Here is a 25,358-nt window from a genome sequence, read left to right on the forward strand (position 1 = left end):
GCCTCTCCGTTTCCCGTTGGGAAATCTCAATCCGGATTGGCGATGAGAATCGGTTCTGCGAGGATAGTCGTTCCATCCCGAACCCGATCGCCGCGAGCCTCGAGGGCATCCCATGTCCGGCGTCCGCTTGATCTTCGCCCTGCACAACCATCAGCCCGTGGGTAATTTCGACGGCGTCTTCGAAGCGGCGTATCGCGAAGGGTATCTGCCATTCCTCGAGGTGATGGAGGATTATCCCCAGATCCCGTTCGTCCTCCATACCTCGGGGCCGCTTTTGGAGTGGCTGATCGAGCGGAGGCCCGATTACGTCTCCCGGATTCGCTCCATGGTCGAGGCGGGCCGGGTCGAGATCCTCGGCGGCGGCTTCTACGAGCCGATCATGACGATGATCCCGCATCGGGATCGCGTCGGCCAGATTCGGACGTATTCCAGCTACTTGAGAGAACATTTCGGGGCCCCGATCCGGGGGATGTGGGTCCCCGAGCGGGTCTGGGAACAGCCCCTGGTCTCGTCGCTGGTGGACGCGGGGATCGAGTACACCGTCCTCGACGACTTCCATTTCGGCCGAGCCGGCCTGACCGAGGCCGAGCTCACGGGCTATTTCCTGACCGAGGATGACGGCCACCTCCTGAAAGTCTTCCCTGTCGCGGAGCGGCTCCGGTACACGATCCCGTTCCAGGAGCCGCATGCGACGTACGAATATCTCCGCCGCCTGGCCGACGAGAACCCCGGCGCGACGGCGGTCTTCGCGGACGACGGCGAGAAGTTCGGCTCCTGGCCCGATACGTTCGATCACGTCTACACGAGGGGCTGGCTCCGGCGGTTCTGCGACATGATCGTCGGCAACCTCGACTGGTTGCGGCCGACGACCTTCGCACGAGCCGTCGATGAGACGCTGCCGAGGGGGAAGGTCTATCTGCCGGACAGCTCCTATCGGGAGATGACGGAATGGGCCTTGCCGGCGACCCGGCTGTCGGGGTACATGGCGGCGGTCCGGGAGACGGCCGGAGAACCGGCCGCGGCCCGTCTGGCGCCATTCGTCCGGGCCGGGGGCTCGTGGCGGAATTTCAAGGCACGTTACGCCGAGAGCGACGAGATGTACTCTCGGATGCTCAACCTTTCACGTCGTTTGGCCGATCTCGAAGCCCGGCCGGGCTCCGACCCCGACTATCTCGAGGTCGCTCGTCAGGAGCTCTACCGAGGCCAGTGCAACTGCCCCTACTGGCACGGCGCCTTCGGCGGTCTCTACCTCCCGCATCTCCGCAACGCCATCTATCGCAGCCTGATCTCCGCACACAACGCGCTCGACGACGCCGAAGGTCGGACCGGCCCCCGAGCGCGGCTCGAGGTCGCCGACTTCAACTTCGACGCGAGGCAGGAGGTCTGCCTCGAGAACGACCGGCTGATCGCATTCTTCCGGCCGGCGACCGGCGGGCACCTCTACGAGCTCGACGAGCGTCAGGCTCAGACGAACGTCCTGGCGACTCTGGACCGACGTCCCGAGGCCTACCACGCCGCGATCGTCGCCGCCACCGACCCCTCCGGCGGGCTTGGCGACGTTCCCGCCAGCATCCAGGGCCGGGTCGTCCTCAAGCAGGAAGGACTCGACCGCCTGCTCGTCTATGACCGCTATCCTCGCAAGGCATTCGTCGATCATTTCTTTGCCCCGGATGTGACGATCGACGACCTCGCAACCTGCCGGGACGTGGAACGCGGCGACTTTGTGACCGGGGCCTATCTCTCCAAGGTCCAGCGCGGGGACGATCGGGTCAGCCTCCTGATGGAACGACCCGGCCGGGCCGACGGCCATGCGATCCAGATTCGAAAATCCGTCGAGCTGGCCGCCGAGTCGTCGGACCTCGAGATCCGTTACGTCCTGGAAGGCTTGCCCGTCGGTGTGCCGCTCCATTTCGGGGTCGAGATGAACTTCGCGGCGATGGCGGGCCACGCCCACGACCGTTATTATCTCGACGGCGAAGGCACGAGGTTGGGGATGCTCGACTCCCGACTCGACCGCTCTCTGGTCGAGGGCGTCGGCCTCGTCGACGAGTGGCTCGACCTCTCCGTCGGCCTGGTCTGGTCGGTCCCCGGTGGCCTCTGGTGCTTCCCGATCGAGACCGTGAGCCAAAGCGAGTCGGGTTTCGAGGGCGTGTATCAGAGCTCGGCCGTGATCCCGCACTGGGTCGTGAAGGCCGACGACTCGAGGCGGTGGGAGGTCCGGATCCGCCTGAGCGCCGACCGGGCGCATGTCGCATCGAACCCCCGACATACCGAGCGGTCGACCCAACTTGCCGCGAACGAATAGACGCGAGGGATGGACGATCCCGGGATCGATCTCCTCCCCCGCGACACCCTGACGCGACACTCGAATGATCTGGCCATTCCGACCGCGGAAGAAAACCCCGACCTCGGCGTCGAACGTGGATGCGACGGCGATCGTCCGCCAGGCGCGTCGGCTCCGCTTCCGAGTCCGGCCGGGGGCCGTCTCGCTCCTCGCCGGGGCGTACCACGGGGCCCGGCCCGGCCTGGGGCTGACATTCGCAGAGTTGCGGGCGTACGAACCCGGAGACGACGTCCGCCACCTGGACTGGAACGTCACCGCCCGCCAGGGGAGGCCCTACGTCCGTCGGTTCGTCGAAGAGCGGGCGCTCACGCTCTGGTTGATCGTCGATGTCTCGGCCAGTCTACGGTTCGGCGACGAGGGACGGACGAAAGCCGACCGGGCGTCTCAGGCGGCCGCCTTGCTCGCGACAGCCGCCATCCAGAACGGCGACCGCGTCGGGTTGGCCCTCGTCAGCGACCGCGTCGAAGCCGAGTTGCCCCCAGGCGGCGGGACCAGGCACCTCGCCAGGTTGGTCCGGGCGCTCGTGGCAACTCCCGCGACCTCTCGGCGGACATCGCTCACGGTCGGCCTTTCTCGGCTCCGCAGGACGGCGAGACGTGCGTTGATCGTCGTCCTCAGCGACTTCCTCACTCCCGAGCCGATCGCGGCCTGGCGGCAGGCCTCGAGGCGTCACGAGGTCGTCGCAATCCGGATCGTGGACCCTCGCGAGGAGGTCCTTCCTAATACCGGCCTGCTCGTCCTCGAGGACGCCGAGCAGGGGACGAGAAAAACGATCGACACGACCTCCGCGAAGCTCCGGGACGCCTACGCCCAGGCCGCGGTTGAGCGTCGGACGGAATTCCGACGCTGGTGCGCCTCGGCCGGCCTCACGGGGTACGAGTTCTCGACCGCGGAAGATCCGATCTCCCCCTTGATTCGGATCTTCACCGGCAGGGCCCCTCGCCGAGGCGCGACGTGATCGAGAACGAGCCCACCAAGACCATCCTCCTCCCCCCGCGTCCCAACCTCGGGCCGGAGCCACTCGAGTCGCCCCGCAGTTCGCCCGTCCCCTGGGCGATCGGCGCGGGGTTCTCGCTCCTGTTGGTCTCGGCTTTTTGGATCCGGCGACGTCGTCGACGCACCAGGGCCGGCGCGTCGATCCCCCCTCCGCCCGGCACCCGCTTTTCTCCCTCCGACACGCCTCGAGAACGGATGATCTACTGGTCCTTGACGGTCCGAGAAGCACTCACCGTTCGATTCGGCGATGCATGGCGGGCGAAGACCACGGAAGAGATCGCAACCGATCCCGGCCTGCTCACCGCACTCGGTTCCGATCACGCGTTGAAGGTCGTCGGCTTCTTGCTCGAAGCCGATCGGGCCAAGTTCGCCGACTCGATCGACCTCGAGTCCTATACCGACCTGGATTTCCAAGCTCTCACCGAGTTGATCACCTCGGCGGCCAAGGAATCCACGACGAACGGCAAGCCCAGATCACGAGGCGGCCGCACTTCGACACACGCCCAAATGGCCGACACTTGAAGCGTTCTCTCTTGAAATCATCTTGATTGCATTTCGTAGAGTGGGCGCTGCCCACCTGCACTCCGACGCCCCGCTGGGCCATGCCCATCCTACGAAATGCTTATAGGTTTACAGACGAACGCCAGTCATACCAGATTGCGGGATGCGTCTCGGTCGCTCGGCACTCGCCTCACCGCCCCGTTTGGACATCCGCCTTTCGGAAACGGACCCCGAGTGTATCGTTGTGGTCGATCCCCGTCCGGAGCCGGAGTCGCCAGGTCATCTCGTCGGTAACTCGACTTGTCGCGTCCGGCGCGCTCACGACGATCCCTTCAAACGACTCGCCCGGCCGAAGCTCCGGGAACTCCTGGTCGTCGATCGACCATTCGCTGGTGACCGCCAAGGGGTACATCGTAATCTCGGCCCCCCCCCCGGTCTCGATGACCGTGTCCAGGACGTCCTTGTCCCGTTCTCGGAGGAAAGCCTCGTCGAGCGGGGCAAAGATCGTGTCTTTGGACGTGTTCCGGAGCCGGACCTTCAGCGTCAAGGCGTCGTTCCCGCCGTCACGCAGTTCGGGCTCGCTGATTGTCCGTTTCAAAGCGACGGCGCCGGACGACACCCGCATCGGGGTCACCTCGAGATCGCCCAACTGAATCGGTTTGCCCAGGGGAATCAGATGGTCGGCGGCGATCGGTACGGGGATTCCCACCTTGCGCGAACGGTCGGCTCGTTTCCCCGGGTCGGCTCGGGCCTCCAAGTTGGGCGTCACGTCCACATCCTCTGACTCGCGCAGCTTCCTCCCCGAGATCAGGACCCAGGCCAGGCCCAACGTCACGGCACTTGCGTAGCTGATGAGGAGGAACATCACGATCGAGGAACCCCGGGCTGGTTCTTCCTCCTCCTCGACCTCGACATCCGCTTCCGACTCCACGTGTTTCGCTGGGGCGGGCGGATTCGTGCCGGGGGCGGAGAGATCGAGACTGGGGAAGGCGTCGTAGGAAACCGGCTGAGGAGGGGGTCCTTCAGGGTCGCCCCCGACGATCAGGTCGAAAGCCGACGAAGTCGGGACGGACGCGGCGGAAAGATCCGTCGTCAAGCCTTCGAGTCTTTCTCGATCACCGTGCGCCCGATCCTCGGCGCTGGCGATCGCCGAGTCGTCCGGCCTCGGTTCGGTGGCCGCCGCACGAGGCGAGGAAGAACTGGGTCCCACGGCATCGATGGGAGTCGGGTCGGTGAACGCGTTCAAGATGGCGACCGCGTCGAATGATTCTCGAGGCCCGGCGCCCTCCTCGTGGGTCGTTTCGGCCTCCTCCAGAGTTGGGGCGTCGGCCGAGTATTCACCGAGAAGGGGATCGGGCGTAGGCTTCGTCAGGGTGTCGGAAAGCAGTTGAGTCAACTCGTCGTTGCTGGAGCTTCCGAGGGGCGGTCCTGGGGGGATCGGCGGCGATTCGAACTCGCGCGTCGTGAGGTCCTCGGCGTCGTGGCTTCCCGACTGAGGACCCTCGGGAGACGGTGTCCGGAAGGGAAGTCCCGTGGCATCGGTCATCGTCCGCAACCTCCTCGCGGCACGCCTCGGCTCGGGCCTCAGCCTCGAGTCGACCAGCCCGAGCCCCTCGGCCGGCTCATTCGATTATACCAGTCCACCGACCCGTCGGAGAACGCGACGCCCGCCGGGTCCTCGCGGAAGTCCACTTCCGCCAGGATCCCGATCCCGTCCAGGAGCCGGGCCAACGCCCCGGCATTCGTCGCCTCCGCCAGACTCCCCGACTCCGGCTCGGCGCTGTTGAGGATGACCCCCGCCACCCGAAGCCCGCGCGAGACCGCCGCGTCCACGGTTAAGAGGGTGTGGTTCAACGTCCCGAGCCCTTTCCTTGCCACGATCAGGAGCGGGAAATCGAGATGGATGGCCAGGTCGGCGATCGTCGCGCCCTCGGCCAGCGGCGTGAGCAATCCTCCCACACCCTCCACGACCATTACATCCGTCCGTTCGGCCCACCAGGCGAGCGCATCGTCGACCGCTCGGCAGACGGCGTCGAAGGCGAGCGGGGCGTCACACCGACGAGCGGCGACCACCGGCGCGAGCGGTTCTTCATAGACAAACGGAGTGACCTTCTCGAACGGGACATCACCCCCGATGGCCTCGATCAACGCCGAGACGTCCTCCGACTCCCAGGCGCCATCGACGAACGACGCGCCGGTCGCGACCGGCTTCAAGACCCCGACGCGGCGGCCCTGTCGCGACAACTCCCTCGCGATCGTCGAGGCAACCACCGTCTTGCCGACCCCCGTATCGGTACCGACGACGAAGAGGCCGCGACCGATCATACCGTCGTCTCCTCGGTCGCTTTCCTGATGCACATCAGCATCGTATCGAGCATGGCGTCGAGTTCTCCGATCGTGATCGCAAGCGGCGGCATTACGACGAGGACGTCGCCCAGGGGCCGGATGAGCAGGCCCGACTCGCGAGCCAGGGCACAGATTCTGGCACCGACCTGGTCGGTCCAGGGATACGGCGCCTTGGACGACTTGTCCGCCACCAACTCGATCCCCGCGATCAGGCCGCGCTGCCGGGCATCGCCGACGTGCGGAAGTCCTCGGAATTCTTCGAGCCGCTCGGTCAGGCGAGCGATCTTCGGCTCGAGCGCCTCGAGGGTCGACTCGTCCTCGAAGACCTGGAGGTTGGCGAGGGCGACCGCCGCGCCGAGCGGATTCCCGCCGAACGTGTGTCCATGATAGAACGTCTTTCCGTCGGCGATCGTCCCGTAGAATGCGGAATAAACCCGCTCGGTCGTCAACGTCGCCGCGAGCGGCAAGTACCCTCCGGTCAGCCCCTTGGCGAGGCAGAGCAAGTCGGGAGTCACCCCCTCTTGCTCGCAAGCGAACAGGGTCCCGGTCCTGCCGAAGCCGACGGCAACCTCGTCGGCGATCAACAACACGTCATGCTTCGTACACAACTCGCGAAGCCCACGGAGGTAGTCGGGCGGGTGGACGATCATCCCGGCCGCCCCCTGGACGAGGGGCTCGACGACGATCGCGGCAACCTCGCCGGGGTGGGCCGACAAGAGACGGTCCACCTCGGCCAGACAGGCCTTACCACAGTCGGGGTGTTGGAGCTCCAACGGGCATCGGTAGCAATGAGGCGACGGGGCCCGCAAGGCCGGAAAAAGCAGCGGCCCGAACATCGCGTGGAACCGGTCAACTCCCCCGACGCTTACGTCGCCAAGTGTGTCGCCGTGATAGGCCCCGCCGAGCGCGAGGAAACGCGTCCGCTTCGGCTCGGGGTCCGGCTTCTGGCGCCAGTATTGGAACGCCATCTTGAGGGCCACCTCGACCGCCGTCGCACCGTCGTCCGAGAAGAAGACGCGCGTCAGACCCTCGGGCGCGAGCTCGACGAGCTTCCGAGCGAGCTCGATCGCGGTCGGATGACTGACGCCGAGGAGGGTCGAATGCGCCACTTTGTCGAGCTGCTCTCGAATCGCGGCGTCCAGTGCCGGGTGCCGATGCCCGTGGACGTTGCACCAGAGCGAGCTGACGCCGTCGAGATAGCGTCGCCCCTGAACGTCGAACAGGTAGACACCCTCACCCCGCTCGATGATGAGCGGCTCCGCCGCAGCCCAGTCCGCTTGCGCGGTGAAAGGATGCCAGAGATGGGCGTGGTCCCAGTTGGCGAGGGTTTCTCGGGGGATCGTGGAGGGCATGGGATTCCATTCACCACAAAGGCACAAAGACACAAAGGTCAGAAATTCTAGAAATCCTAAATCTTAAATCTTTCAATTCTAACCTTTCGGCTTCCCTTGATGCCTTTGTGGTGAATCACGGTCTTGTCCTATCTCGATGCCCCAGGATGTTCACCTTCGTCCCCACCCCCACCGTCAATCGACGTGCGGCGTTGCCGTTCACGATCGAGACCTCGAGTCGTCCTGAGCTACCGACCAGGGCGACGAGCGTCCCGGGTGGTTGGTGCCCATAGGTCGTGACAACTCCGGCTATCCGGCTCCCGGCGACGTCGATCGTCCAATCCTCGAGGGGATGATTGTCAAGAATCGTTCGATCGAGGTTCGTGATGAGATTGCCGAAGGCGTCGATGAAGATGACTTCGCCGGAATAGCCATCGTCGTTTCGGCTCGGCTCGAGTCCAGGAAGAGGGACGTAGCTGGCCAGCCTCGGGCCGAGTTCGTCGGGGTTGCGGCCGAGCAAAAGGTGGGCGGCGGCCGGGGCGAGGACATCTCGCCCGTGGAAGGTATTCGAGACCGGTTCTCGACGAAGCGCAGGGTTGGCGATCTCCCAAAGTCCGATCGGTGGATGAGCTCGCAGGACCTCGCCGACCAGGCCGTTGTCCGGGAGCACGAACCATTGGTCGACCGTGGAGACGGCGATCAGGCGGCGGCTCGTCCCGACGCCCGGGTCGACAACGGCGAGGTGGACCGTCCCGGTCGGAAAGGCGACGACGACCGTCGAGAGGATGTAGGCCCCCTGGCGGATCGCCTGGGGAGCGATGAGGTGGGTGACATCGAGGATCCGGGCGTCCGGGACCAGGCCCAGGACCACTCCCTTCATCTCGGCGACGTACGAGCCCTCGAGCCCGAAGTCGGTCGTCATGGTGAGGATCCCGCCGCCCACCGCCCCACCTCCTCTCAACAGGCCTTCACTTCGTATCCAGAAGCCTCGTCAGGACCCCGACTTCGCCTCGTAATTCGCCGTGATCCGGGACGAGATCCCCCCCCTCGGGGTGAACTGGCCGACCACACGCATCCGCCTCGGCTGGCAGGCCGCGACGAAGTCGTCGAGCATCGTGTTGATCGAGTGTTCGTAGAAGATTCCCCGGTTACGATACGCGAAGAGGTAGAGCTTGAGGCTCTTCAGCTCGATGCAGGTGGCGTCGGGCACGTAGGTGATGAGGATCGTCCCGAAGTCTGGCTGGCCGGTCATCGGGCAGACCGCCGTGAACTCCGGGCAGGTGATCTCGATCTCGTAGTCCCGGTTCGGGAACTGGTTCGGGAACGTCTCCAGCGACATCGCACGAGTCCTCGGTCGATCGTTGAGGGATCCATACGGACTCGCCCCGCATCTCCCCCCCCGCGTGAATTTCTATTGTAGCGAACCCAGACGACCTCGGCGAAGCGAACGGCCGGTTCTCCCCTCCGAATAGAAGAGTGAGACCCGACCTCGGCGCATAAAAGAACGCCCGGCCGTCGCGAGAGACGGCCGGGCGGGCTGTCGTCCGCACCCGTCGAGGGGATGAGCACTCGAGTCGGGTGTTGGATCCGGATCAGCGAATCGTGGGCGGGTGGACGACGTTCTGGGCCGCCTTCGGAGTCGGCATCTCGAGGGCCGCTCGGGCGTCCGGCGTCTTGCCGTCGGGCCCGACGGGGAGCGTCGGGAGGACGACCTTGACCTCTTCGCCGCTGAGGGCCTTCATGAAGGCGACAACATCGGCCTTTTCGGAGGCGGTCAGGTTGAGCTTCTTCATTTCCTTGTCGAGCGAGGGATTCGGGAATCCTCCCTTGTCGTAGTGCTCGACAACCTCTTCCAGGGTGGCGATGCTGCCGTCGTGCATGTACGGGCCGGTCTTCTCGGCGTCGCGGACCGTCGGGGTCTTGAAGGCGCCAAGCTCGGCAGGGTCCTTCGATCCAATCGGCGAGATCGCCCACCGCCCGAGGTCGGCGAATTCGCGCTTCGCTTCGTCCCAGCCGATCCCGAGGTTGTGGAACTTCTCGTCGCTGAAGTTGAAGCCGGAGTGGCAGACGGTGCAGGCCGCCTTCGCTCGGGTGACGCCGGGCTTGAAGTCGTCGTCGCTGCTGAGGCTCAGGCCGAAGAGGACCATGCCCCGCTTCTCGCTCTCGGAGAGGGCCTTGAAGTCGCCGTCGCGGGTGTATTTGTCATACTTCGAGTTGCCCGAGAGCGCGGCCACGCGCTCGAATGTGGCGACGGCTTTCGCGAAACCGTCGAGGGTCACCTCGGTGCCGAAGACCTGCTGGAACTGGTCCTGGTAGCCCTTGATCGTGCGGAGTCGCTTGATGATATCTTCGTACGACTGCTTGCCCATCTCGATCGGGTTCTGGATCGGGCCCTGGGCCTGACCTTCGAGCGAAGGGGAGCGGCCATCCCAGAACATCGTCCGGCCGAACGCGGTGTTGATCACCGTGGGGGCGTTCCGCCCGCCGACCTGGCCGTCGATACCGGTCGAGGTCTTCAACCGGTCGGTCCAACCCTTATCGGGATTATGGCAGGTCGCGCAGCTCACGGTCCCGTCGAGAGAGACGCGAGGGTCGAAGTAGAGCTGTTTGCCGAGCTCGAACTTCGCCTTGGTCAAGGGGTTCGCGGACGGGACGACCCCCGCGAGCGAAGGGGTGAGTCCCTTGGGTACCGCGACCGTCAAGGGCTCGTCCTTGATTGCGTCCATGTTGGCCTGGAGCCAGAGGACATTCTGCGGGCTACCGCCGGAGGCAGCTTCCCCGCCCTTCACCTCCTCCTTGACGACGTCGATCAGCTTCTTCGGGTCGACCGCACGGTCGGGCGTCACAAGCTCCGCCGATTCCGAAGACCTCTTCGCGGCCGGTTCGACCTTGGCGGCCTGATCGCCGGTCGCCGCAGTCGGCTTCGCGGTTTCTTCAACGCCCGCCCCGCCGCAACCACTCAGTGCAAACAGCACCGGCAGTGCAAGGGCCAGCGTGGCAGACGATCCGAGCATCTGGCGCATTCACCAATCTCCAGTTGAGACCGAGTTCCTGAGACCCTCAAAGCGACATCTCGACCTCGGGCCGAATCGACTCTCCGCCGTCCGCGAGGCTTGCGTCCCAATACCGAAGGACGTCGAGGATCCGCGTCCCCAGCGCCGTTGGGAGCGTCGACGGACGAGCGCGGGCCGCCCCGGGTGCCGCCCTTAAAGTTGCGGTGTTCGTTCCGCCCGGCAGTGGGCCGGTCAAACCTGTCGGGATTGCATCAAACTCCAGGCGGGTGGTACTCCGACACAATCCTCAAGACTCGGTGCCCAAGAGGCCGGGGCTTCCTCCCATGACGACCGGGTCCACGCTCACCTCCGAGCAAGGCCCCGGAGTACCTCGATGTTTCGCGATCCGGTATGGTGGGGGACCAAGCAGATCGATAATGATTATTGTTATCAGTCGAGCCACGGTCAAGGCGCGCGCGAATGATCGAGGCCCTGGTGGGCGAGAGAAGTCGAGTCGGAGTGATCGCATGAAGAGCTTGCCGAGGACAGGGATGTCGAGTGAGGAACGGGTTCTGGTCGGACCCAGCAACCGGGTCGTTTTCGCCGACGAGCGGATGCCCGGGGTGTTTTCGACCCCTTGGCTGATCGCCCACCTCGAGTATGCGGCCCGAGCCGCGATCGCCCCTTGCCTCGAGGACCACGAACGGAGCGTCGGCACGTTCGTGGAGGTCGAGCACATGGCACCCACGCCCGAGGGCTTCACCGTGGTATGTCGGGCTCGAGTCATCCACGTCGACGGCCCGGTCGTGACTTTCCAGGTCGACGCCCACGACGGCCAGGAGACGGTCGCTCGAGGCCTTCATCGTCGGCGCGTCATCGACGTCGACCGGTTCGCCCGTCGAGTCGAAAGAAAGCGGAAGAAGTAATCTTCGGTCGATCGCAAATCCGTTGGGAGTCGATCGGACGGCTGCAACCATGGCCTTCGGGACAGCCCTCGGATCCGACCTCATCCTCGGCCGGATGCCTGTGGCCTGCGCGACGTCGGGACTATAGACTTGGGACCTTTCACTGACCATTCCCGACTCCCGACCACGGCTGGGTGATCCATGTCGAAGAAGGTTGCCGTCTTCTGGCCCGGCGATTATCGCGCCAAACCGAACGAGTGGGCCCTCCCCCATTCCCGAGAGACGACCGAGCAACTGGTCGCGGCGCTCAAGAAGCTGGGGCGGTCCCCCTACGTCGTCGACGGCTACGTCACCGGCCCGGACCAGGCGATCTCCAAGCTCGGCCCGATCGACGACCCGATGGTCGGCGTCTTCGTCCACTGGACCTACGCCCCGCACACGGTCGACGGCGTTGTCGGCAAGGACAACCCGCTGCTCCTGGCCTCGAATTTCTCGGGGACCTGGCCCGGGCTCGTCGCCCTGCTCAACACGGGCGCCTCGCTCGAGAGCGTCGGCCGGGCTTCCTCGCGCGTCTGGACCGACGCGCCCGACTGGACCGCCGACGCCCACTTCATGGAACGCCTCGACGAGTGGTGCTCGACCGGGCGGATCGGCTACGACTCCTCCGAGATCCACGGGGCCGCCGCCCTCGGCGCCGAGGCCCTCAAGGTCGCCGACTCGGTCCTCCAGCAGATCCGCCGGAAGCGGATCCTCGCCTTGATGCTGGGCGACACCTCGATGGGCATGATCAACGGCTACTTCGGACCGAGGCTCCTCTACCCCATCGGATTCAGTGAGCACAAGGTCGACCAGGCCTGGCTCGTCGAGCGGACCCGTTCGGTCGCCGACACCCGCGTCAACGACGCATTCAAGTTCGTGCAAGACAAGGGTGTCACGTTCCATTGGGGCGAGGCCGACGCCGAGGACTTCACGCCCGAGGCGACCAAGGAGCAGCTCCGAAGCTACCTGGCCGTGCTCGACCTGCTCGAGGAGTTCCACGCCGACTGCCTCGGCTGGCAGTACCAGCTTGGCCTCCTGAAGCTTCTACCGCCGAGCGACTTCAGTGAGGGTCTCCTCAACTCCCATGCCCGTCCGGAAGGAAACGGCCACGTCGTCATCACCAGCACCGAGGCCGACCAGGGCAACCTCGTGCCGATGGAGATGATGAAGCGGATCCTCGAGGCCAAAGGGGAACCGGGCGCCGTCATGTTCCACGACGTCCGCTGGGGCGGAGAGCACGAGGGGCGCTGGCTCTGGGTCCTGCTCAATTCCGGGAGCTGCGGCGCCTACGCCTTCAACAAGGATGTGTCGACCCTCAAAGGTGTCCACAGCTATCGGCAACCCTCGGGCTACTTCCCGGTGCCCGGCGGGACCTTCGCCGGCGAGAGCCTGCCCGGCCCGATCACCTGGGCCCGAGCCTGGATCGACCGCGAGGGCGAGCTCGTCATGGACCTCGGCAAAGGCGAGTCGGTCACCCTCCCCGAGACCGTCCGCGAATCCTGGTGGCGCGGGACGACCCGGCAATGGCCGTTCATGGCCGCCGACCTCGGCTGCTCCAAGGACACGATCATGGCTCACTATATGAGCAACCACATCGCCGTCGCCTATGGCGACATCTTCGGCGAGATGCTCGCCCTCAGCTCGTCGCTCGGCTTCAAGATCCGAGTCTTCTCGGGCTCCCCCTCCGCCTGAGCCGAAGGCGGTCGAAGCGTGCCGGCCGCAAAACCACGGAGACCCGACGAGTCGAGAACTCGTCGGTGTCTTCCGTCGTAATAGACCGAGTGTTAGACTCGACGGAGTCGTCGCCACCCGACGAACCTTGGGACAACCCGACCGGGGGAACTTCGGCGATGGAACCCGTGGTTTTGACGTGCGAGGGGTGCGGGGTCAAAATCCGCATCTCTCGACCGGACGTCGCGAAAAAGCGGCGATGTCCGCAATGCCGAACCTCTTTGGACTCCGCCCTCACGCTCGCCTTCGACCCCGGTGCCCGCTTCGAACCCGAGCTTTCTCCGACCTCAAGTCGCCAACTTCCCCGTCGCATCCTCGGGACGTTACTCGCCGTCTCGGCCTTTCTGACCACACTCGTCTACGCAGGCCTTCGTTATGGGGTCGCGACAGGTTCGTGGTTGAATCACGACCCATTGCCTCCCGTCATTGCCGTGCGCCCCTGCCCCCCGAAGGCGACGAAAGCCGAGCATTCGATCTCCCTCGGAAAACCGATCGTCCACGACATCGAGCTTTCCGAACCGCCGACGATCGAGCACGCCGATCTCCATGGTCCTCCTCGCCTTATGGCGTCTCAGGTTTCTTCCCCCGCACCGATCGAACCCATCGATTCGCGGCTCGCGACGGAAAACGCATCCAAGGTGGTCGACCAAATCGCCCCGCCTCCTCCTCCCAAAGTCGAGGCGATCTCCTCCACCCCGATCACGACAACCCTCTCGATCCCGACCGTGTCGATCCCCGGCGCCCTGGATGCACCCTCGAGCCTCGAGCCCAAGCGGATCCGGCTCCGCACCGAGGGGGGCGACCACCTCGTCGCCCGACTCCACGGTGTCGTCGACGACAAGATCAGCGTGGTCCTACCCGATGGACAACTTGGATTCTCGACGGGGTTGGCGTACACCGACGAGCCCTTCAAGGCCGCGACGATCGACCAAATCCGCGACGAGTTGACGAGAGCCAAGCCATTCTCGGCGTTCAAGGTCCGGCAATCCTCCCGATATCTCGTCCTCTACAACTCGACAGACTCCTTCGCCGAAGCCAGCAACACACTCCTGGAAGACCTCTACAAGAAGCTCACGGAACTGCTTCGAAAGAAAGGACTCCCGGTGCGCGAGCCGGAGTTCCCGCTCGTCGCGATCATATTCCGCACCGAGAAGGACTTCCGGGCCCACAAGCAGGTGGACCCCGAAATCCAGGCGTACTACGAGATCCTTTCGAATCGGATCTACTTCTACCAACAGTCCGACGATGACGGTGACTCCCCCCGAGTGATGGCGCTCCGGAAGCCCCAAACCGTGGCGCACGAGGGGACGCACCAGATCCTCCAGAACATCGGCGTCCAGCCACGACTGAGCGCCTGGCCCCCCTGGCTCGTGGAAGGGCTGGCGGAATACTGCTCGCCTCCGATGATGACTCGCAAAGGCGCGGCCTGGGGGGGCCTGGGCATGGTCAACTCCATGCACATGGCCACGATCAATGATCTGAGCGACCCGCTTACCCTCCAGGTCAAAGGGGCCTCCGAGCCCCAGATCGGCCGAGATCCGAAGAAGCCGCTGGTCGAATACATCGTGACTCGCACCGAGCTCACGCCGACCGACTATGCTCTCTCATGGGCGTTAACCCATTACCTCTCGCTCAAGCGTGGACCCGAGTTTCTCAAGTATTTGAAGGCGATGAGCGAGCTTCCTCCGATGAAGAAGCGGTCTCCGGAGGAACACCTCGCCGATTTCCGGGCCGCCTTCGGAGCCGACCTCGGTAAGATCGACCGGGCGGTCGCCAATCACCTCTCCAAACTGAAGTACGACCCCCTGCCCTACTACGCCGTCGTGTTCGAGCAACCGATCCTCGGCGGTCGGGTCCGACGCGCCGCCCTCGTCAGCCGCTCCCCTTCGGTGATCAGCCAGTGGCTCGCGGAGATCCCCGCTCCGAACGGCGGCCCCTCGTCCTGGGAAGCCTATCCCTTCCCCACCAAGGCCCGCGCCCTGCTCTCGGCCCAGGAGTGGACCCAAAGCCGCTAACGCGGGCCCCGCTTTTGACAGATCTCCTGGCTTGCATATCAGCAAACACGAACAGCCGCCATCTGGGACCGTGCTTGCCCCGCAGTCGGGGGGTGATCACGGAGGCCTAGACGCGCCTCGGAAATCGGGGACCGCATCGTCCCGACACGGTCCCGGCATCCGAACGATCAATCGATCTTTTGAAGAGCGGCCAGCGACGTCTCGACCAGGGCTTGCCCAGCCCACGGGGCGAGCTTGGCGCTTCGCGCGGTCCGAGGTTCATATCCCCCGGCATAGTAGGCCGACGGTGTCGCCACGTACCCGATCCACTGGTTCGCGAGGCTGACGACCCATGTCCTGCCGAACGGGCTGGCCGCCTTGATGTCGAGCCCGAGCTGGCAAAAGAACTCGGCGCCGTTGGTGACGATCCCAAGCCCCCCCACCCGCATCGCCTGGACCTCGCACGCGATCTCCGGGCGAGCGGCACGCTCCTTGGCGAGCTCCTCGAGCTCGCGTGCATAGATCCGGTCGGCCACCGACCCGGCCCCAAGCCCCGTCGCCGGTGCGGAACGCTTGGCCTCTTCGGCATCTCGGATCGGGATCGAGACCGACGTTCGCGCGGCGTCCAGCTCGAGATCCTTGTGCCACTCCATCCGGGCCACCGTCTGGGCCACCTCGGCTCCCAGGGCCAGGCCGAACATCTCGCCCCATTCGCCCCCGAACTCTCGCCCCGGCCGACGATTGTCGACCTGGGTCACGTCCCCCGCGGCCCCGAGAAGAAATCCAACCGGTAAATCAGGACGTTTGTAATACCGCCTCAGAGTCTCTCGGAGGTAGTAGACATAGTCCGCGGTGAACCCCGCCCCCCCGACGACGGTCAGGTGGCATGCGAAGTTGACGAACAGGCCGAGCAACTCCCCTCCAGGCCCCCTCGCCGCCAACACGCCGACGTCGGGGTCGATCGGCCCGGCCGGCTTGACCATCTCCGCATTCCCCTTCCCTGGATGCGTCAACTGCCTCCCGTCGCGCATGAGGAACCGTCGGTTGAAACTGATGCTCGGCTCATGCCCGAACCCATCCCCGACCTCGGCCTCGTGGAGCGAGTGATACGCAGAGATCACCGCCTCCGCGACCCGCCTCGCGACCAGGTCGACGTACTTGGGGTCTTCGTCCGACTCGAAGCAACTCGCGATCGGCCCACCCCCGTGCGTATGGCTCGCGCCGATGAGGACATGCGTCCTCGGAATCTTCGTGGCCTTCTCGATCGCCTCCCTCGCGCGGGCGGTCGGCTCCTCCCCGATAAACAAGGCATCGATCCCGACCAGCGCCACCGTCGCCTTGTCGCTCCGGATGACCATCGCGACGGCCTTCAACGGATCGTGCACCTCCTTGAGGGTCCTCGCCTGCATCCCCCCCGGGCTCTGGGCCCCGAGTTCCGGCGTGATATCCGCCTCACCGAATCCCACATTGAGCATCGCGCGACCTCCCGCCTCAGAATCGCAGAGTGACATCGTCGACGCGCCAGGATCGCTAGCCAAGACGCGTCCTCTCGTGTAAGATATTGTCTCCTGGTCCACGTCGAAGCCAGCCCCAACCCCTTGAGGCACCTCTTCGACTACACCAGGCCGACAAATTATCGGGGACGTAGCTCAATTGGGAGAGCGCCTGCTTTGCAAGCAGGAGGTTGTGGGTTCGATTCCCATCGTCTCCACTCCTAAAGCCCTGAAATCAAAAGACTTAGGGCAAATCCTCAGTTACAAATCGGGCTAGCCAAAAAGTAGTTACAAATCCAGTCACAAATTTGCCCGGCGACGACCATAAAATGGGCTCGAAGGTGAGATGATCTCCTTCGAGCCCATTTTCTTTTCCGGCCCGTTACAATTCGATCGCTGGCTAATTGTCACTGAAGATTAAACCCCGAACGAATTCGTTGATCGGGATTCAACAGAGGGAAGAGCCCGACTTCGGCTTGCCTTCACGATGCCCATCAATCCATTCCTCGTTGACCTCGAAGTGGTCCCTCGCATCTGCAAGGCCACGCCGAAGTCACCGGCCTCTTAGCCATCGATCGCTTCGCCGATGCGGGCCAGGTAGACACCGATTAGCGCCAGCTTGTCGACGATCAAGTCTCACTTGGTGGGCTCGAATTCGACGGCCAGGGCGGCGAAGCCCCCTCGAGCTTGATGGGGTTAGCCTCAATCCGAAGACCGTTTTGGCTTACAGGCCGGACAGACGGGGCCGCCGTCGAAGGTCCAACCTCGGGCCATGAGCTTCTCGCCCGCCTTTCGCCGATGCTTGTCGCTTAGATAGCTGTGCGGGGAGGCCGAGACGTGATCCTCTCCGTTGCAGGAAGGGCGAGAACAGAGAAGCCTAAACGATTGCCCGAGGTCGTCCGAACACGAGCGGACAAATGGGAACAGGCTTTCGAGTGACTCGTCGGCTCGCACGGTGACCGGGCCTTCCCGCAGGTTCTTTCTTCCCGATCAATTTAGGACAGGAACCAACTGGAAAGGTTCGGTCTCTGGACTGAGGTGCCATCGAAGATCGTTTTTTGAACGTTTCGAGCGATTGTGGTACAATGTCCACAGGTGGCATTTTGTTTTTTGGCCTCGATGATGAACGGAAGAGGGTATGGCAAGTTTTCGACCACGCTCGAAGCGGCTTGCGCCTCCACCAGAGGTTTTTCGATACGACATTCCCAGGTTAGTGCGGCATCGCATCATTTATACACTTGGAGATTATATCAGCACTTGGAAGCCAAACAGTCTTTCGCTCATCCATATTTTTCAGGGGGCCAACAGGTTGCTTCTTCGGAGTTTAGGAGAACTACCCTATTTTGTCTACGACGGAGAGAATGATTTTCATACGTTTTCAAATTATTTCTCTGATTGCCCTGATGATGCGATGCTAGATTTTTTGGAAGCCATGTTTTACGTTGATATTTATATTCTAGACAATAAAGCGGCAGAGAAAGTGAACGATATCTTTCGTGAGGAGGGAGTGGGATACGAACTGACACTCATCCGGGATGTTGTCACAGATTCGGAGTGGGGTCGAAGTGTTGAGCACGAACATCCGCAGATCATCAAAAAGGATGAGGAGTTCCTTCACAACGAGGTTGTGAAGCCATGTCTAAATGCTCTTGCTCACTCCGAGTTCAAGGTGGCCTTGGACGAGATGATGAAGGCCCATGAAGAGATTCGTCACGGCCAATACGAAGGTGCCTTGACGAATGCCGCAGCCTCATTCGAGAGCGTGTTGAAGACGATCTGCTCGTTGAAGGGATGGGAATTCGACCCCGAGAAGGCAACGTGCTCCACGCTCGTAAAGATTTGCAAGGACAACCATCTCTTCCACGGCTTCTACGCACCCATGCTAGAGGCGGTCGGAACTGTCAGGAACAAGATGAGCGATGCACACGGACGTGGGCCGGAACCGCTCCATGAGGTCAACAAAGAATACGCAGACCACATGATCCAAATCACGTCGGCCCACATCACCATGCTGATCAAGCTCGCCGGCATCTAACTTCTTGACCAAAAAGCAACCCCTCTGAAGCAGGCTTTAGCAGAACACCCGTTCACAATGCCTACCAAGTCAATAAGAGCGGAACCCCAAAATCAGAAAATTCCCTAGTGCTCGTCATTTGGTGCGCGCAAATGGACAAAATACGAAATCTAAGGGGTCCGATTGGACGAAAACCCTGGCCTGGGAACGCTTCCGAGCCACCCAAACCCCCAGGCTTTTGACTCTGGCGCGCACCATCTGGCGAGCGCTAGGGAAAATTCCGGTTCTAGCCTTCTCCCAGGCTCCCCGAGCGCGTCTTCCAAAGTACGCGTAGATGGGATTCCTCGACTAGATTATGCTCAATCCCCTGATATCGGGTTTCTGGTAGAATCGGCTCAGGAGGTTCCGACCATGGCTACCGTCGAAAAACCGCTGACAGAATCGGTGCTTACCCCCGAGGTGATGGCCGAACTGCAACGCGCCATCGAAGACGCCGCGAAGAGGGTTCGTGACCCCGAGAAGATGCGGCGAGCCGCTGAGGAGATGGACAGGACGCGCGAGGCAATCTTCCAAAGGATCGGCCTCGTCGACTTCGCCGTCCCGACAATTCGGGCCTTGCGCGATGTCGATGACGAATGAGGCTCATCCTCGATTCTTGCGTGGGTCTTAAATGCCTACTCAAGGAGGATGACTCCGACAGAGCGAACCGGGTCCGCGACGATTTCATTGCAGGCAAGCATGATCTCATCGCGCCGGACATCTTCCCCATCGAGGTCGTGCATTCCCTGACGCGGGCAGAGCGGCAACTCAGGATCACCCCGGTCGAAGGGGCCAGTCACCTGAAGACGATGTTCGCCACGCTGCCTGCCCTGCACCCCTACCTATTGCTTCTCCCCCGAGCCTATCAGATTTCCTCCCAGTCCCGTCAGGGCGTGTACGACTGTCGGTACGTTGCTCTAGCCGAGCGGGAAGGATGCGATTTGCTCGCCGCCGATGACAAGCTGATCCGCAACCTGGGGAAGCTCTTCCCGTTCATCCGCGACCTCGCGTCGATGCCGTGATTACCGGGTTCGCATCAACGGATGCTCCTCTGCCGCGGCAGGGATACGGCAGTAAACCCCCAAAAAAACCGCGAAAAACAAGAATTCCTGACACTGACTTACGGCGACCGAAAACACAAACTTTTGCTCCCAAAGGGCTTACAGCTGACGCCTCGGCCCGCTTCGGGGGTCGTCCCAAACCGAACCCTCAGCAACTTGGCACTGTTCAGTAGTATTCAATCGACTAATGTCGGCGCAAAAGTCGATGGTCTCACGGGATTGCTGTTTTGGAACGCTCCTTGCTTTGTGTCGCAAAGTGACTGGTTCGTACACTATGCCTCTCACCCTACTTTGGGACGCTCCCCGCTTTGCAAGCAGGAGATTGAGGGTTCGATCCTCTTCGGCTCCACTTACAGGCTTTGAAGAAATAGCGAACCAATTCGATTGCTCTCGGTTGAAACCCCGACCGGTTCTCGAAAATGAAGGCGAGGCCAACTGGATCGTGATCCCGTCGGCCCCGCCTTCATTTTTATTGATGATCAAATCGATGTTCTAAGCGAGTGATCACTCCTGCACTGAAGGAGCCAAGATGACCGCCTTCCACGTACAAAAGCCTCGATCAGCGACTCGTGGGATGCCGTTTCGCGTCGGGAATCTGGATGCCGTCGGGGTCATTCCAACAACTTCAGATGCGCGGAACTGTCGAGAAGGGTCCTGGTGAAGATGGCCCGGAACGACTTGCGTCGGGGCTCGAGCCGAGGGCGGCGATCAAGAATCCGAAGAACGCCAGCATTGACATGCCGATGCGCCAGACGTGATTCCCTTGCAAGGATGCAAACCCGACGCACAAGGCCGCAACGATGAAGAGAAGCTGACCGATGGAAAGCCGAGGTGAATGCATGGTGATTCTCCCGTGGGCGATATCGGTATCCGAGTCTCGGTAACGAAGGCGGAGAACGACAGGGCCGGGGAGTTCGCTCGAGGGGCGGGACTCGGTCGGCCGGACTCTAGGAACGGGTCTCAGACGCTAGAATGTTCCGTAGGTTGACTTTCGACGCGCGCAAGCCATGGCTCCGAGGCTCCTGTTATGGTTCACCTCTGGGTGATCGTGATGTGGGGGAATTTTGTCGAGGGGATAGACTCTAGTTTATCAGCAAATCGCTCGCCGGGAATGGCCTCACCCTTTTCTCAGACCACAAAAGTTTCGATGCACACCCAATCCAACCACGTCGCCGTCCGGCCGCTCTACCTCTTCCATCGATAAGGCATACGGCTAGAACTGGTGGGTTGTGCTCGACCTGAAAGGGCGCGGCCGTGTGCCGCCTGACTGGCAGGGCGGTTAGTCGACGTCGACGCGGACAGATCCGAGAGCGCCGACGGCATCGATATCGGCGCCGTCGGGCGAATTGTTCGTCCCCGAGTCCTTGAGGCGGACGAAGCGGAACTGCTGACCTTCTTTCACGAACGGTCCGATGTCGAGGGTCGCCTTACCCCCCGCCGCCTGTCCAATGTTGATCCAGCTCCGCCCGTCTTCACTGATCGCGACTTCGGTCGTTTCGATGGCGGGACCGATCTCGAAGATCGCCAGGTCCGGCCCCGCGATGTCGATCAGCCGATTGTCGACGAACTCGAGCGTGACCTGGCCGCCGGTCCCGAGCGCAAGGTATCGGTTATCGGCGACCGAGTCGTAGTTCGGTGCGCCGAGGGCCTCCTGGGGATCGTTCGACGACGCCGGGACGTCGTTCCCCGGCTGGACCGAAACCACTTTGTCGGCCCAGGACGCCCGGGAGCCGAACCGGAGCTCGTCCCCCTGATTGGTCGTGACGACGATCGGGGCATCCACCTTCTTGCGGATGTTCCGCAAGGCTTGCTGGAGCTCGGCAGCCCCCCGGGCATCGAAGTATTTCCCCCTGCCGGCCCGGGCGACTAGCTCGAGCGAGACGCGTTCGTTGTCGTTGACGCCAAAGCCGACGACGTTCACCCCGAACGTCAGGTTGCCCGACCTCGCCAGGGCCTCCGCTTCGGCCACGGGATCCCCGTTGCAGGTCTCCTTGCCGTCGGTGATCAGAACAAGGCCTCGAGGCCCTTGCGCCTTGGCGAGCTCGTTGCCGGCGGTCCGTAACGCGAGGGCGATGGGGGTGGAACCGACAGGTTGGAGCCGGCCGATGATCGAAGTAAGCTCCCCCTTCCCCGTGGAGTCGAGCGGGGAAAGGGGCCGAATCACCGCGATGGCCTCGCACCTTTGTTTGCGGTCATGGCCATAGATCAGGAACGAAAGGCCGATCCCGTCGGGGATCTTCTGGACCAAGTCGGTCACCACGCGCTGGGCCGCGCGCATCTTGCTGGGACCTTCCTTGGTGGCTTCGGACATGCTGGCCGAGCAGTCGAGGATGACCGCGATGTCCGTCACCTCGCTCGAGGCCTCGGCCCCCTTGCGGCTCGAGGACATGGCGACGATCAGATAATCCCCGGCGCCGGCCTGCTTGAGCGCATCAACCTGCCCTGCGTCGAGCGTGAAAACCGTCGGCGACTTTTCGAGACGTTTGACGATCTCGGGCGACGAGAGACCGAGCTTGAGAAGGCCGAGGACATCGTCGTAAGTCAACGGAGGACTCGTCGACGACGCCCGCGAGGCCAGGCGGACGGCCTCGAGGACCACGTCGGAGGCCCCGAGGTCCTTGATCCGTCTGAGGGCGTTTTCGTCGGCGAGAAAACTCAAACCATCCTTGCGAATCTTCGCGACGATCGCGTCGTCATCGATCTGCAACGAAAGGAGTTTGCCGAGATCCGACTCGGCTAGTGGACCGGCGGCGAAGACCCCGCGAGTCGTCGTATACGTCGCCACGAGCATCAAAGCCAAAGCGAAACCCAGGGCGAAGCGTCGACGAGTCCACATGGGAAAAACTCCTCGAATTCGACGGGCTGTTTCGGAGCTGGGCGAATCTTGATCTCTAGCGGTTGCCCCTTGTTACGCAGGCAGTCGACGGACGTGACGAACGGCCGAATGGGCCGCAGGCATCGATCTCGAGGGCGGGCGGCCGAGTCAGGTATTGATGGAGGGAAAGACAGCGATCGCGGCCGAGCACGCCCTACCGATGCGGGCGGGGATTCGGAGAGCAAAACCTACAATCCTTCCGATTCAGCACCCCTCCACCGTGCCATGTTGACGGGCAAGTCGAATCGAGATCCCGGATCAATGACTTCGAAACCGATTGGGGCGTCGACGGCGAAATACGGTGATCGCCGTCGACGCCCCAAATATCGCTGGAATTCTGATTCAAACAAGAGAACTCATTTTATGAGAAGCGTCTTCGGGTGCGGGGAGGAACTCCAGCTCGCCGGTGACGACATCGTACATCGCGCCGACGATCGCGATGCGGCCCTCCTCGACGAGGCGTGCCAGCGTTTGGCTCTGCTGGGGGAGGAATTCGACGACTCGCGCGATGTTGCGACGTGCGACCTCATTGACATACGAATCTTTCGCTTCGGTGGTGAGCTGGTCGAAGTCGATGCCATCGGCCCGATCGACCGATCGTTGGATCTCGTAGACGATCGGGTCGATGTTCTGGCAACCCGTGGCTTCGGAAGGGGTCTGAGCCGAGTCGAGGAGGTTGACCGCCGCGTTGACGGCCCCGCAACGCGTATGGCCCATGACCAGGATCAACTTCGCGCCGGCCACGTTGCAGGCATATTCGAGGCTTCCCAGGGCCTTCCGGCTCGTGATGTTGCCGGCGAGCCGTACGCTGAAGATGTCGCCCATCCCCAGGTCGAAGATCAGCTCGGCGGGGGTTCGCGAGTCGATGCAGCCCAGCACCGCGGCCAAGGGATGCTGTCCTGAGGCCGTCGCCCGCACTTGGCGACCAAGGTTGCGAGTCAGTCGCTGACCGTTGAGGAAGCGATTGTGCCCCTCCTTCAACAACTCCAGGACTTCGCCGGGCGTGATCGTGCTCTGGAACTCGCGCGTCGAGTGATCTAAGTATTGGGTCTGATCCTCGAGCTGATAGCGATCCAGGAAACCGAGCAAGCTGAGCTCGATGTCGCGTGCGGGCGCCGAATACTCCTTGAAGTCGCGGATCATGCTGAGGACGTCGGGGTCGATGTAGTCGGTGTTTCGGGCGTCGAGGAGGACGTGGCCTCCTTGCGGGATCTCGTTGAGCGTCCGATCCAATGCCGCCCGGTTCAAAAAGCTGACCTGGTTGGCGAGCTCGATGCGGATGACCTCGTCTCCCAGGTGCTTCTCCACCACCTGTCGGAGCGGTTGCCGGACGTTGCTCCACAGGATGAAGCCAACACTCGTCACCATTCCGATGAGGAGGCCCGTCACGAGGTCGGTCAACACGATCGACAGCACCGTGACGGCGAAAGGGGCGAATCGGTCGAACCCCTCCCGCCACATCCGAGTCACGAGGCGAGGGCTTGCCAGCTTGACGCCGGTGATCAGCAGGATGGCGGCCAGGCATGAGAGCGGGATCAGGTTCAGCAAGGCGGGGAACAACGCCACGCTGATGAGGAGCATGGAGCCGTGGACGATCGCCGCGACCTTCGTCCTCGCCCCCGCATTGATATTCAAAGAACTTCGGACGATCACCGTCGTGATCGGCAGTCCGCCGACCAGCCCCGTCACGACGTTCCCAATCCCCTGGGCGACGAGTTCGCGACTCGGCGACGCATGCCGTCGCTCCGGGTCGAGCTTCTCGGACGCCTCCAGGTTGAGCAGGGCTTCCAGCGAGGCCACGGCGGCGATCGTCAACCCGGAGACGTAGATTGAAGGATTCAGCCATTTCGAAAAGTCAGGAGTGCTCAAAGCCCGGCTGAGGCCGGCGAAGTCGGCGGTCACCGGGACCTGGACGAGGTGGACCGGCTCGATGACCCACCGTCCCCCCAGGCTTCGGAAGACCAGGTTGAGCGTGACCCCGAGCACCACGACGACCAGAGGGGCGGGGATATTCGACCGTTTCAGGGGTTTCCAACGGTCCCAGAGCACAAGTAAAGCGAGGGAAACGAGCCCGATCACCGCCGGCCCCGCGTGGATGTCCTCGAACATCCGGCCGAACTCGCGGAACGTGTTCGACTGGTTCGGCTGTAGGAACGCCATGTTCCCTTGGGGGTCGATGTCATGACCAAGGACGTGGGGGATTTGTTTCAGGATGAGGATGATGCCGATCGCGGCGAGCAACCCCTTGATCACGCCCGAAGGGACGAACGCGGCGATGAACCCGGCTCGGGCCACGCCGAAGGCGATCTGAATCAGCCCCGCGACCACCACGGCGAGGAGGAACGCTTCGAACGAGCCCAGGACCGTGATCTGGGCCGCGACGACGGCCGTCAAGCCCGCCGCGGGCCCGCTCACGCTCTTCTGCGACCGGCTGATCAGGCCGACCAGGACCCCTCCAACGATCCCGGCCACCACTCCCGACAGCAACGGGGCGTTCGACGCCAGCGCCACGCCCAGGCACAACGGGAGGGCGACCAGTGAGACTACGATCCCGGCCGTAATGTCGCGCGGCAGCGTCGTTGACAACCCAATCCTCGATATCATGGATGATCCGACCCCCTCTCTCGATTCCAATCAATTCTCGACGAGACGTCGATTCGTCCCGCCGGGCCTGAAAGCCCAACGTCCCGTTCGCA

At 63.1% G+C, this 25,358-nt stretch carries 18 protein-coding genes and 1 tRNA gene; 10 read left to right on the forward strand and 9 right to left on the reverse strand.

Annotated elements, in window-relative coordinates:
• The first annotated feature begins 112 nt into the window (after window positions 1-112).
• From ACYOEI_RS06135 to ACYOEI_RS06145, 3 genes are all read left to right on the forward strand, one after another.
• On the forward strand, window positions 113-2,305 hold the full coding sequence (locus tag ACYOEI_RS06135) for an alpha-amylase/4-alpha-glucanotransferase domain-containing protein (RefSeq protein WP_462848463.1): 2,193 nt from the start codon (window positions 113-115) through the stop codon (window positions 2,303-2,305).
• A gap of 64 nt (window positions 2,306-2,369) precedes the next feature.
• Window positions 2,370-3,302: a DUF58 domain-containing protein gene (locus tag ACYOEI_RS06140; protein WP_462848464.1), complete on the forward strand. Its 933-nt coding sequence runs from the start codon at window positions 2,370-2,372 to the stop codon at window positions 3,300-3,302.
• On the forward strand, window positions 3,299-3,862 hold the full coding sequence (locus ACYOEI_RS06145; RefSeq protein ID WP_462848465.1) for a hypothetical protein: 564 nt from the start codon (window positions 3,299-3,301) through the stop codon (window positions 3,860-3,862). Before ACYOEI_RS06140 ends, ACYOEI_RS06145 begins: the two co-directional genes overlap by 4 nt.
• Window positions 3,863-4,031: 169 nt before the next feature.
• On the opposite strand, the gene ACYOEI_RS06150 is transcribed toward ACYOEI_RS06145, so the two are convergent.
• The 6 genes from ACYOEI_RS06150 to ACYOEI_RS06175 form a co-directional block, all read right to left on the reverse strand.
• Window positions 4,032-5,387, reverse strand: a complete 1,356-nt coding sequence (locus ACYOEI_RS06150) for a hypothetical protein (RefSeq protein ID WP_462848466.1) — start codon at window positions 5,385-5,387, stop codon at window positions 4,032-4,034.
• Between the two features lie 38 nt (window positions 5,388-5,425).
• Window positions 5,426-6,166 carry a dethiobiotin synthase gene (bioD, locus tag ACYOEI_RS06155; protein ID WP_462848467.1) on the reverse strand — a complete coding sequence of 247 codons (741 nt, stop codon included), beginning with the start codon at window positions 6,164-6,166 and terminating at the stop codon, window positions 5,426-5,428.
• Window positions 6,163-7,539: an adenosylmethionine--8-amino-7-oxononanoate transaminase gene (gene bioA / locus ACYOEI_RS06160; protein ID WP_462848468.1), complete on the reverse strand. Its 1,377-nt coding sequence runs from the start codon at window positions 7,537-7,539 to the stop codon at window positions 6,163-6,165. Before bioA ends, bioD begins: the two co-directional genes overlap by 4 nt.
• A 115-nt stretch (window positions 7,540-7,654) precedes the next feature.
• Entirely contained in the window at window positions 7,655-8,461 is an 807-nt protein-coding gene (locus tag ACYOEI_RS06165; protein WP_462848469.1) for an SAM hydrolase/SAM-dependent halogenase family protein, read from the reverse strand.
• A gap of 48 nt (window positions 8,462-8,509) precedes the next feature.
• Complete coding sequence (queF, locus tag ACYOEI_RS06170; RefSeq protein ID WP_462848470.1) at window positions 8,510-8,857, reverse strand: preQ(1) synthase; 348 nt, start codon at window positions 8,855-8,857, stop codon at window positions 8,510-8,512.
• A gap of 253 nt (window positions 8,858-9,110) precedes the next feature.
• Window positions 9,111-10,541: a cytochrome-c peroxidase gene (locus ACYOEI_RS06175; protein ID WP_462848471.1), complete on the reverse strand. Its 1,431-nt coding sequence runs from the start codon at window positions 10,539-10,541 to the stop codon at window positions 9,111-9,113.
• A gap of 497 nt (window positions 10,542-11,038) precedes the next feature.
• Between ACYOEI_RS06175 and ACYOEI_RS06180 the strand changes: the two genes are divergently transcribed.
• The 3 genes from ACYOEI_RS06180 (at window position 11,039) to ACYOEI_RS06190 (ending at window position 15,201) form a co-directional block, all read left to right on the forward strand.
• Entirely contained in the window at window positions 11,039-11,437 is a 399-nt protein-coding gene (locus tag ACYOEI_RS06180) for a thioesterase family protein (protein ID WP_462848472.1), read from the forward strand.
• A 180-nt stretch (window positions 11,438-11,617) separates the two neighbouring features.
• On the forward strand, window positions 11,618-13,147 hold the full coding sequence (locus ACYOEI_RS06185) for a fucose isomerase (RefSeq protein ID WP_462848473.1): 1,530 nt from the start codon (window positions 11,618-11,620) through the stop codon (window positions 13,145-13,147).
• Window positions 13,148-13,824: 677 nt separating this feature from the next.
• On the forward strand, window positions 13,825-15,201 hold the full coding sequence (locus ACYOEI_RS06190) for a DUF1570 domain-containing protein (protein WP_462848474.1): 1,377 nt from the start codon (window positions 13,825-13,827) through the stop codon (window positions 15,199-15,201).
• 167 nt (window positions 15,202-15,368) lie between these two features.
• Here ACYOEI_RS06190 and ACYOEI_RS06195 read toward each other — a convergent pair whose 3' ends face one another.
• Window positions 15,369-16,655 carry a hypothetical protein gene (locus ACYOEI_RS06195; RefSeq protein WP_462848475.1) on the reverse strand — a complete coding sequence of 429 codons (1,287 nt, stop codon included), beginning with the start codon at window positions 16,653-16,655 and terminating at the stop codon, window positions 15,369-15,371.
• A gap of 163 nt (window positions 16,656-16,818) precedes the next feature.
• Here ACYOEI_RS06195 and ACYOEI_RS06200 point away from each other — a divergent pair.
• The 4 genes from ACYOEI_RS06200 (at window position 16,819) to ACYOEI_RS06215 (ending at window position 19,748) form a co-directional block, all read left to right on the forward strand.
• Window positions 16,819-16,891, forward strand: a tRNA-Ala gene (locus ACYOEI_RS06200).
• A 1,091-nt stretch (window positions 16,892-17,982) separates the two neighbouring features.
• Complete coding sequence (locus tag ACYOEI_RS06205; protein WP_462848476.1) at window positions 17,983-18,708, forward strand: abortive infection family protein; 726 nt, start codon at window positions 17,983-17,985, stop codon at window positions 18,706-18,708.
• A gap of 390 nt (window positions 18,709-19,098) precedes the next feature.
• Window positions 19,099-19,326, forward strand: a complete 228-nt coding sequence (locus ACYOEI_RS06210) for a hypothetical protein (protein WP_462848477.1) — start codon at window positions 19,099-19,101, stop codon at window positions 19,324-19,326.
• A complete protein-coding gene (locus tag ACYOEI_RS06215; RefSeq protein WP_462848478.1) occupies window positions 19,323-19,748 on the forward strand; it encodes a type II toxin-antitoxin system VapC family toxin in 426 nt (141 codons plus the stop codon). Before ACYOEI_RS06210 ends, ACYOEI_RS06215 begins: the two co-directional genes overlap by 4 nt.
• Window positions 19,749-21,066: 1,318 nt before the next feature.
• Here the strand turns inward: ACYOEI_RS06215 and ACYOEI_RS06220 are convergent.
• Entirely contained in the window at window positions 21,067-22,623 is a 1,557-nt protein-coding gene (locus tag ACYOEI_RS06220; RefSeq protein ID WP_462848479.1) for a vWA domain-containing protein, read from the reverse strand.
• Window positions 22,624-23,004: 381 nt separating this feature from the next.
• Window positions 23,005-25,248, reverse strand: a complete 2,244-nt coding sequence (locus tag ACYOEI_RS06225) for a bifunctional SulP family inorganic anion transporter/carbonic anhydrase (RefSeq protein WP_462848480.1) — start codon at window positions 25,246-25,248, stop codon at window positions 23,005-23,007.
• Window positions 25,249-25,358 lie beyond the last annotated feature (110 nt).

This window comes from Singulisphaera rosea, from assembly GCF_054877945.1.

Coding starts and splice junctions, on each gene's coding strand:
- ACYOEI_RS06135 (WP_462848463.1), top strand. CDS start 113: ATGTCCGGCGTCCGCTTGATCTTCGCCCTGCACAACCATCAGCCCGTG.
- ACYOEI_RS06140 (WP_462848464.1), top strand. CDS start 2,370: ATGATCTGGCCATTCCGACCGCGGAAGAAAACCCCGACCTCGGCGTCG.
- ACYOEI_RS06150 (WP_462848466.1), bottom strand. CDS start 5,387: ATGACCGATGCCACGGGACTTCCCTTCCGGACACCGTCTCCCGAGGGT.
- bioD (WP_462848467.1), bottom strand. CDS start 6,166: ATGATCGGTCGCGGCCTCTTCGTCGTCGGTACCGATACGGGGGTCGGC.
- bioA (WP_462848468.1), bottom strand. CDS start 7,539: ATGCCCTCCACGATCCCCCGAGAAACCCTCGCCAACTGGGACCACGCC.
- queF (WP_462848470.1), bottom strand. CDS start 8,857: ATGTCGCTGGAGACGTTCCCGAACCAGTTCCCGAACCGGGACTACGAG.
- ACYOEI_RS06175 (WP_462848471.1), bottom strand. CDS start 10,541: ATGCGCCAGATGCTCGGATCGTCTGCCACGCTGGCCCTTGCACTGCCG.
- ACYOEI_RS06180 (WP_462848472.1), top strand. CDS start 11,039: ATGAAGAGCTTGCCGAGGACAGGGATGTCGAGTGAGGAACGGGTTCTG.
- ACYOEI_RS06185 (WP_462848473.1), top strand. CDS start 11,618: ATGTCGAAGAAGGTTGCCGTCTTCTGGCCCGGCGATTATCGCGCCAAA.
- ACYOEI_RS06195 (WP_462848475.1), bottom strand. CDS start 16,655: ATGCTCAATGTGGGATTCGGTGAGGCGGATATCACGCCGGAACTCGGG.
- ACYOEI_RS06210 (WP_462848477.1), top strand. CDS start 19,099: ATGGCTACCGTCGAAAAACCGCTGACAGAATCGGTGCTTACCCCCGAG.
- ACYOEI_RS06215 (WP_462848478.1), top strand. CDS start 19,323: ATGAGGCTCATCCTCGATTCTTGCGTGGGTCTTAAATGCCTACTCAAG.
- ACYOEI_RS06220 (WP_462848479.1), bottom strand. CDS start 22,623: ATGTGGACTCGTCGACGCTTCGCCCTGGGTTTCGCTTTGGCTTTGATG.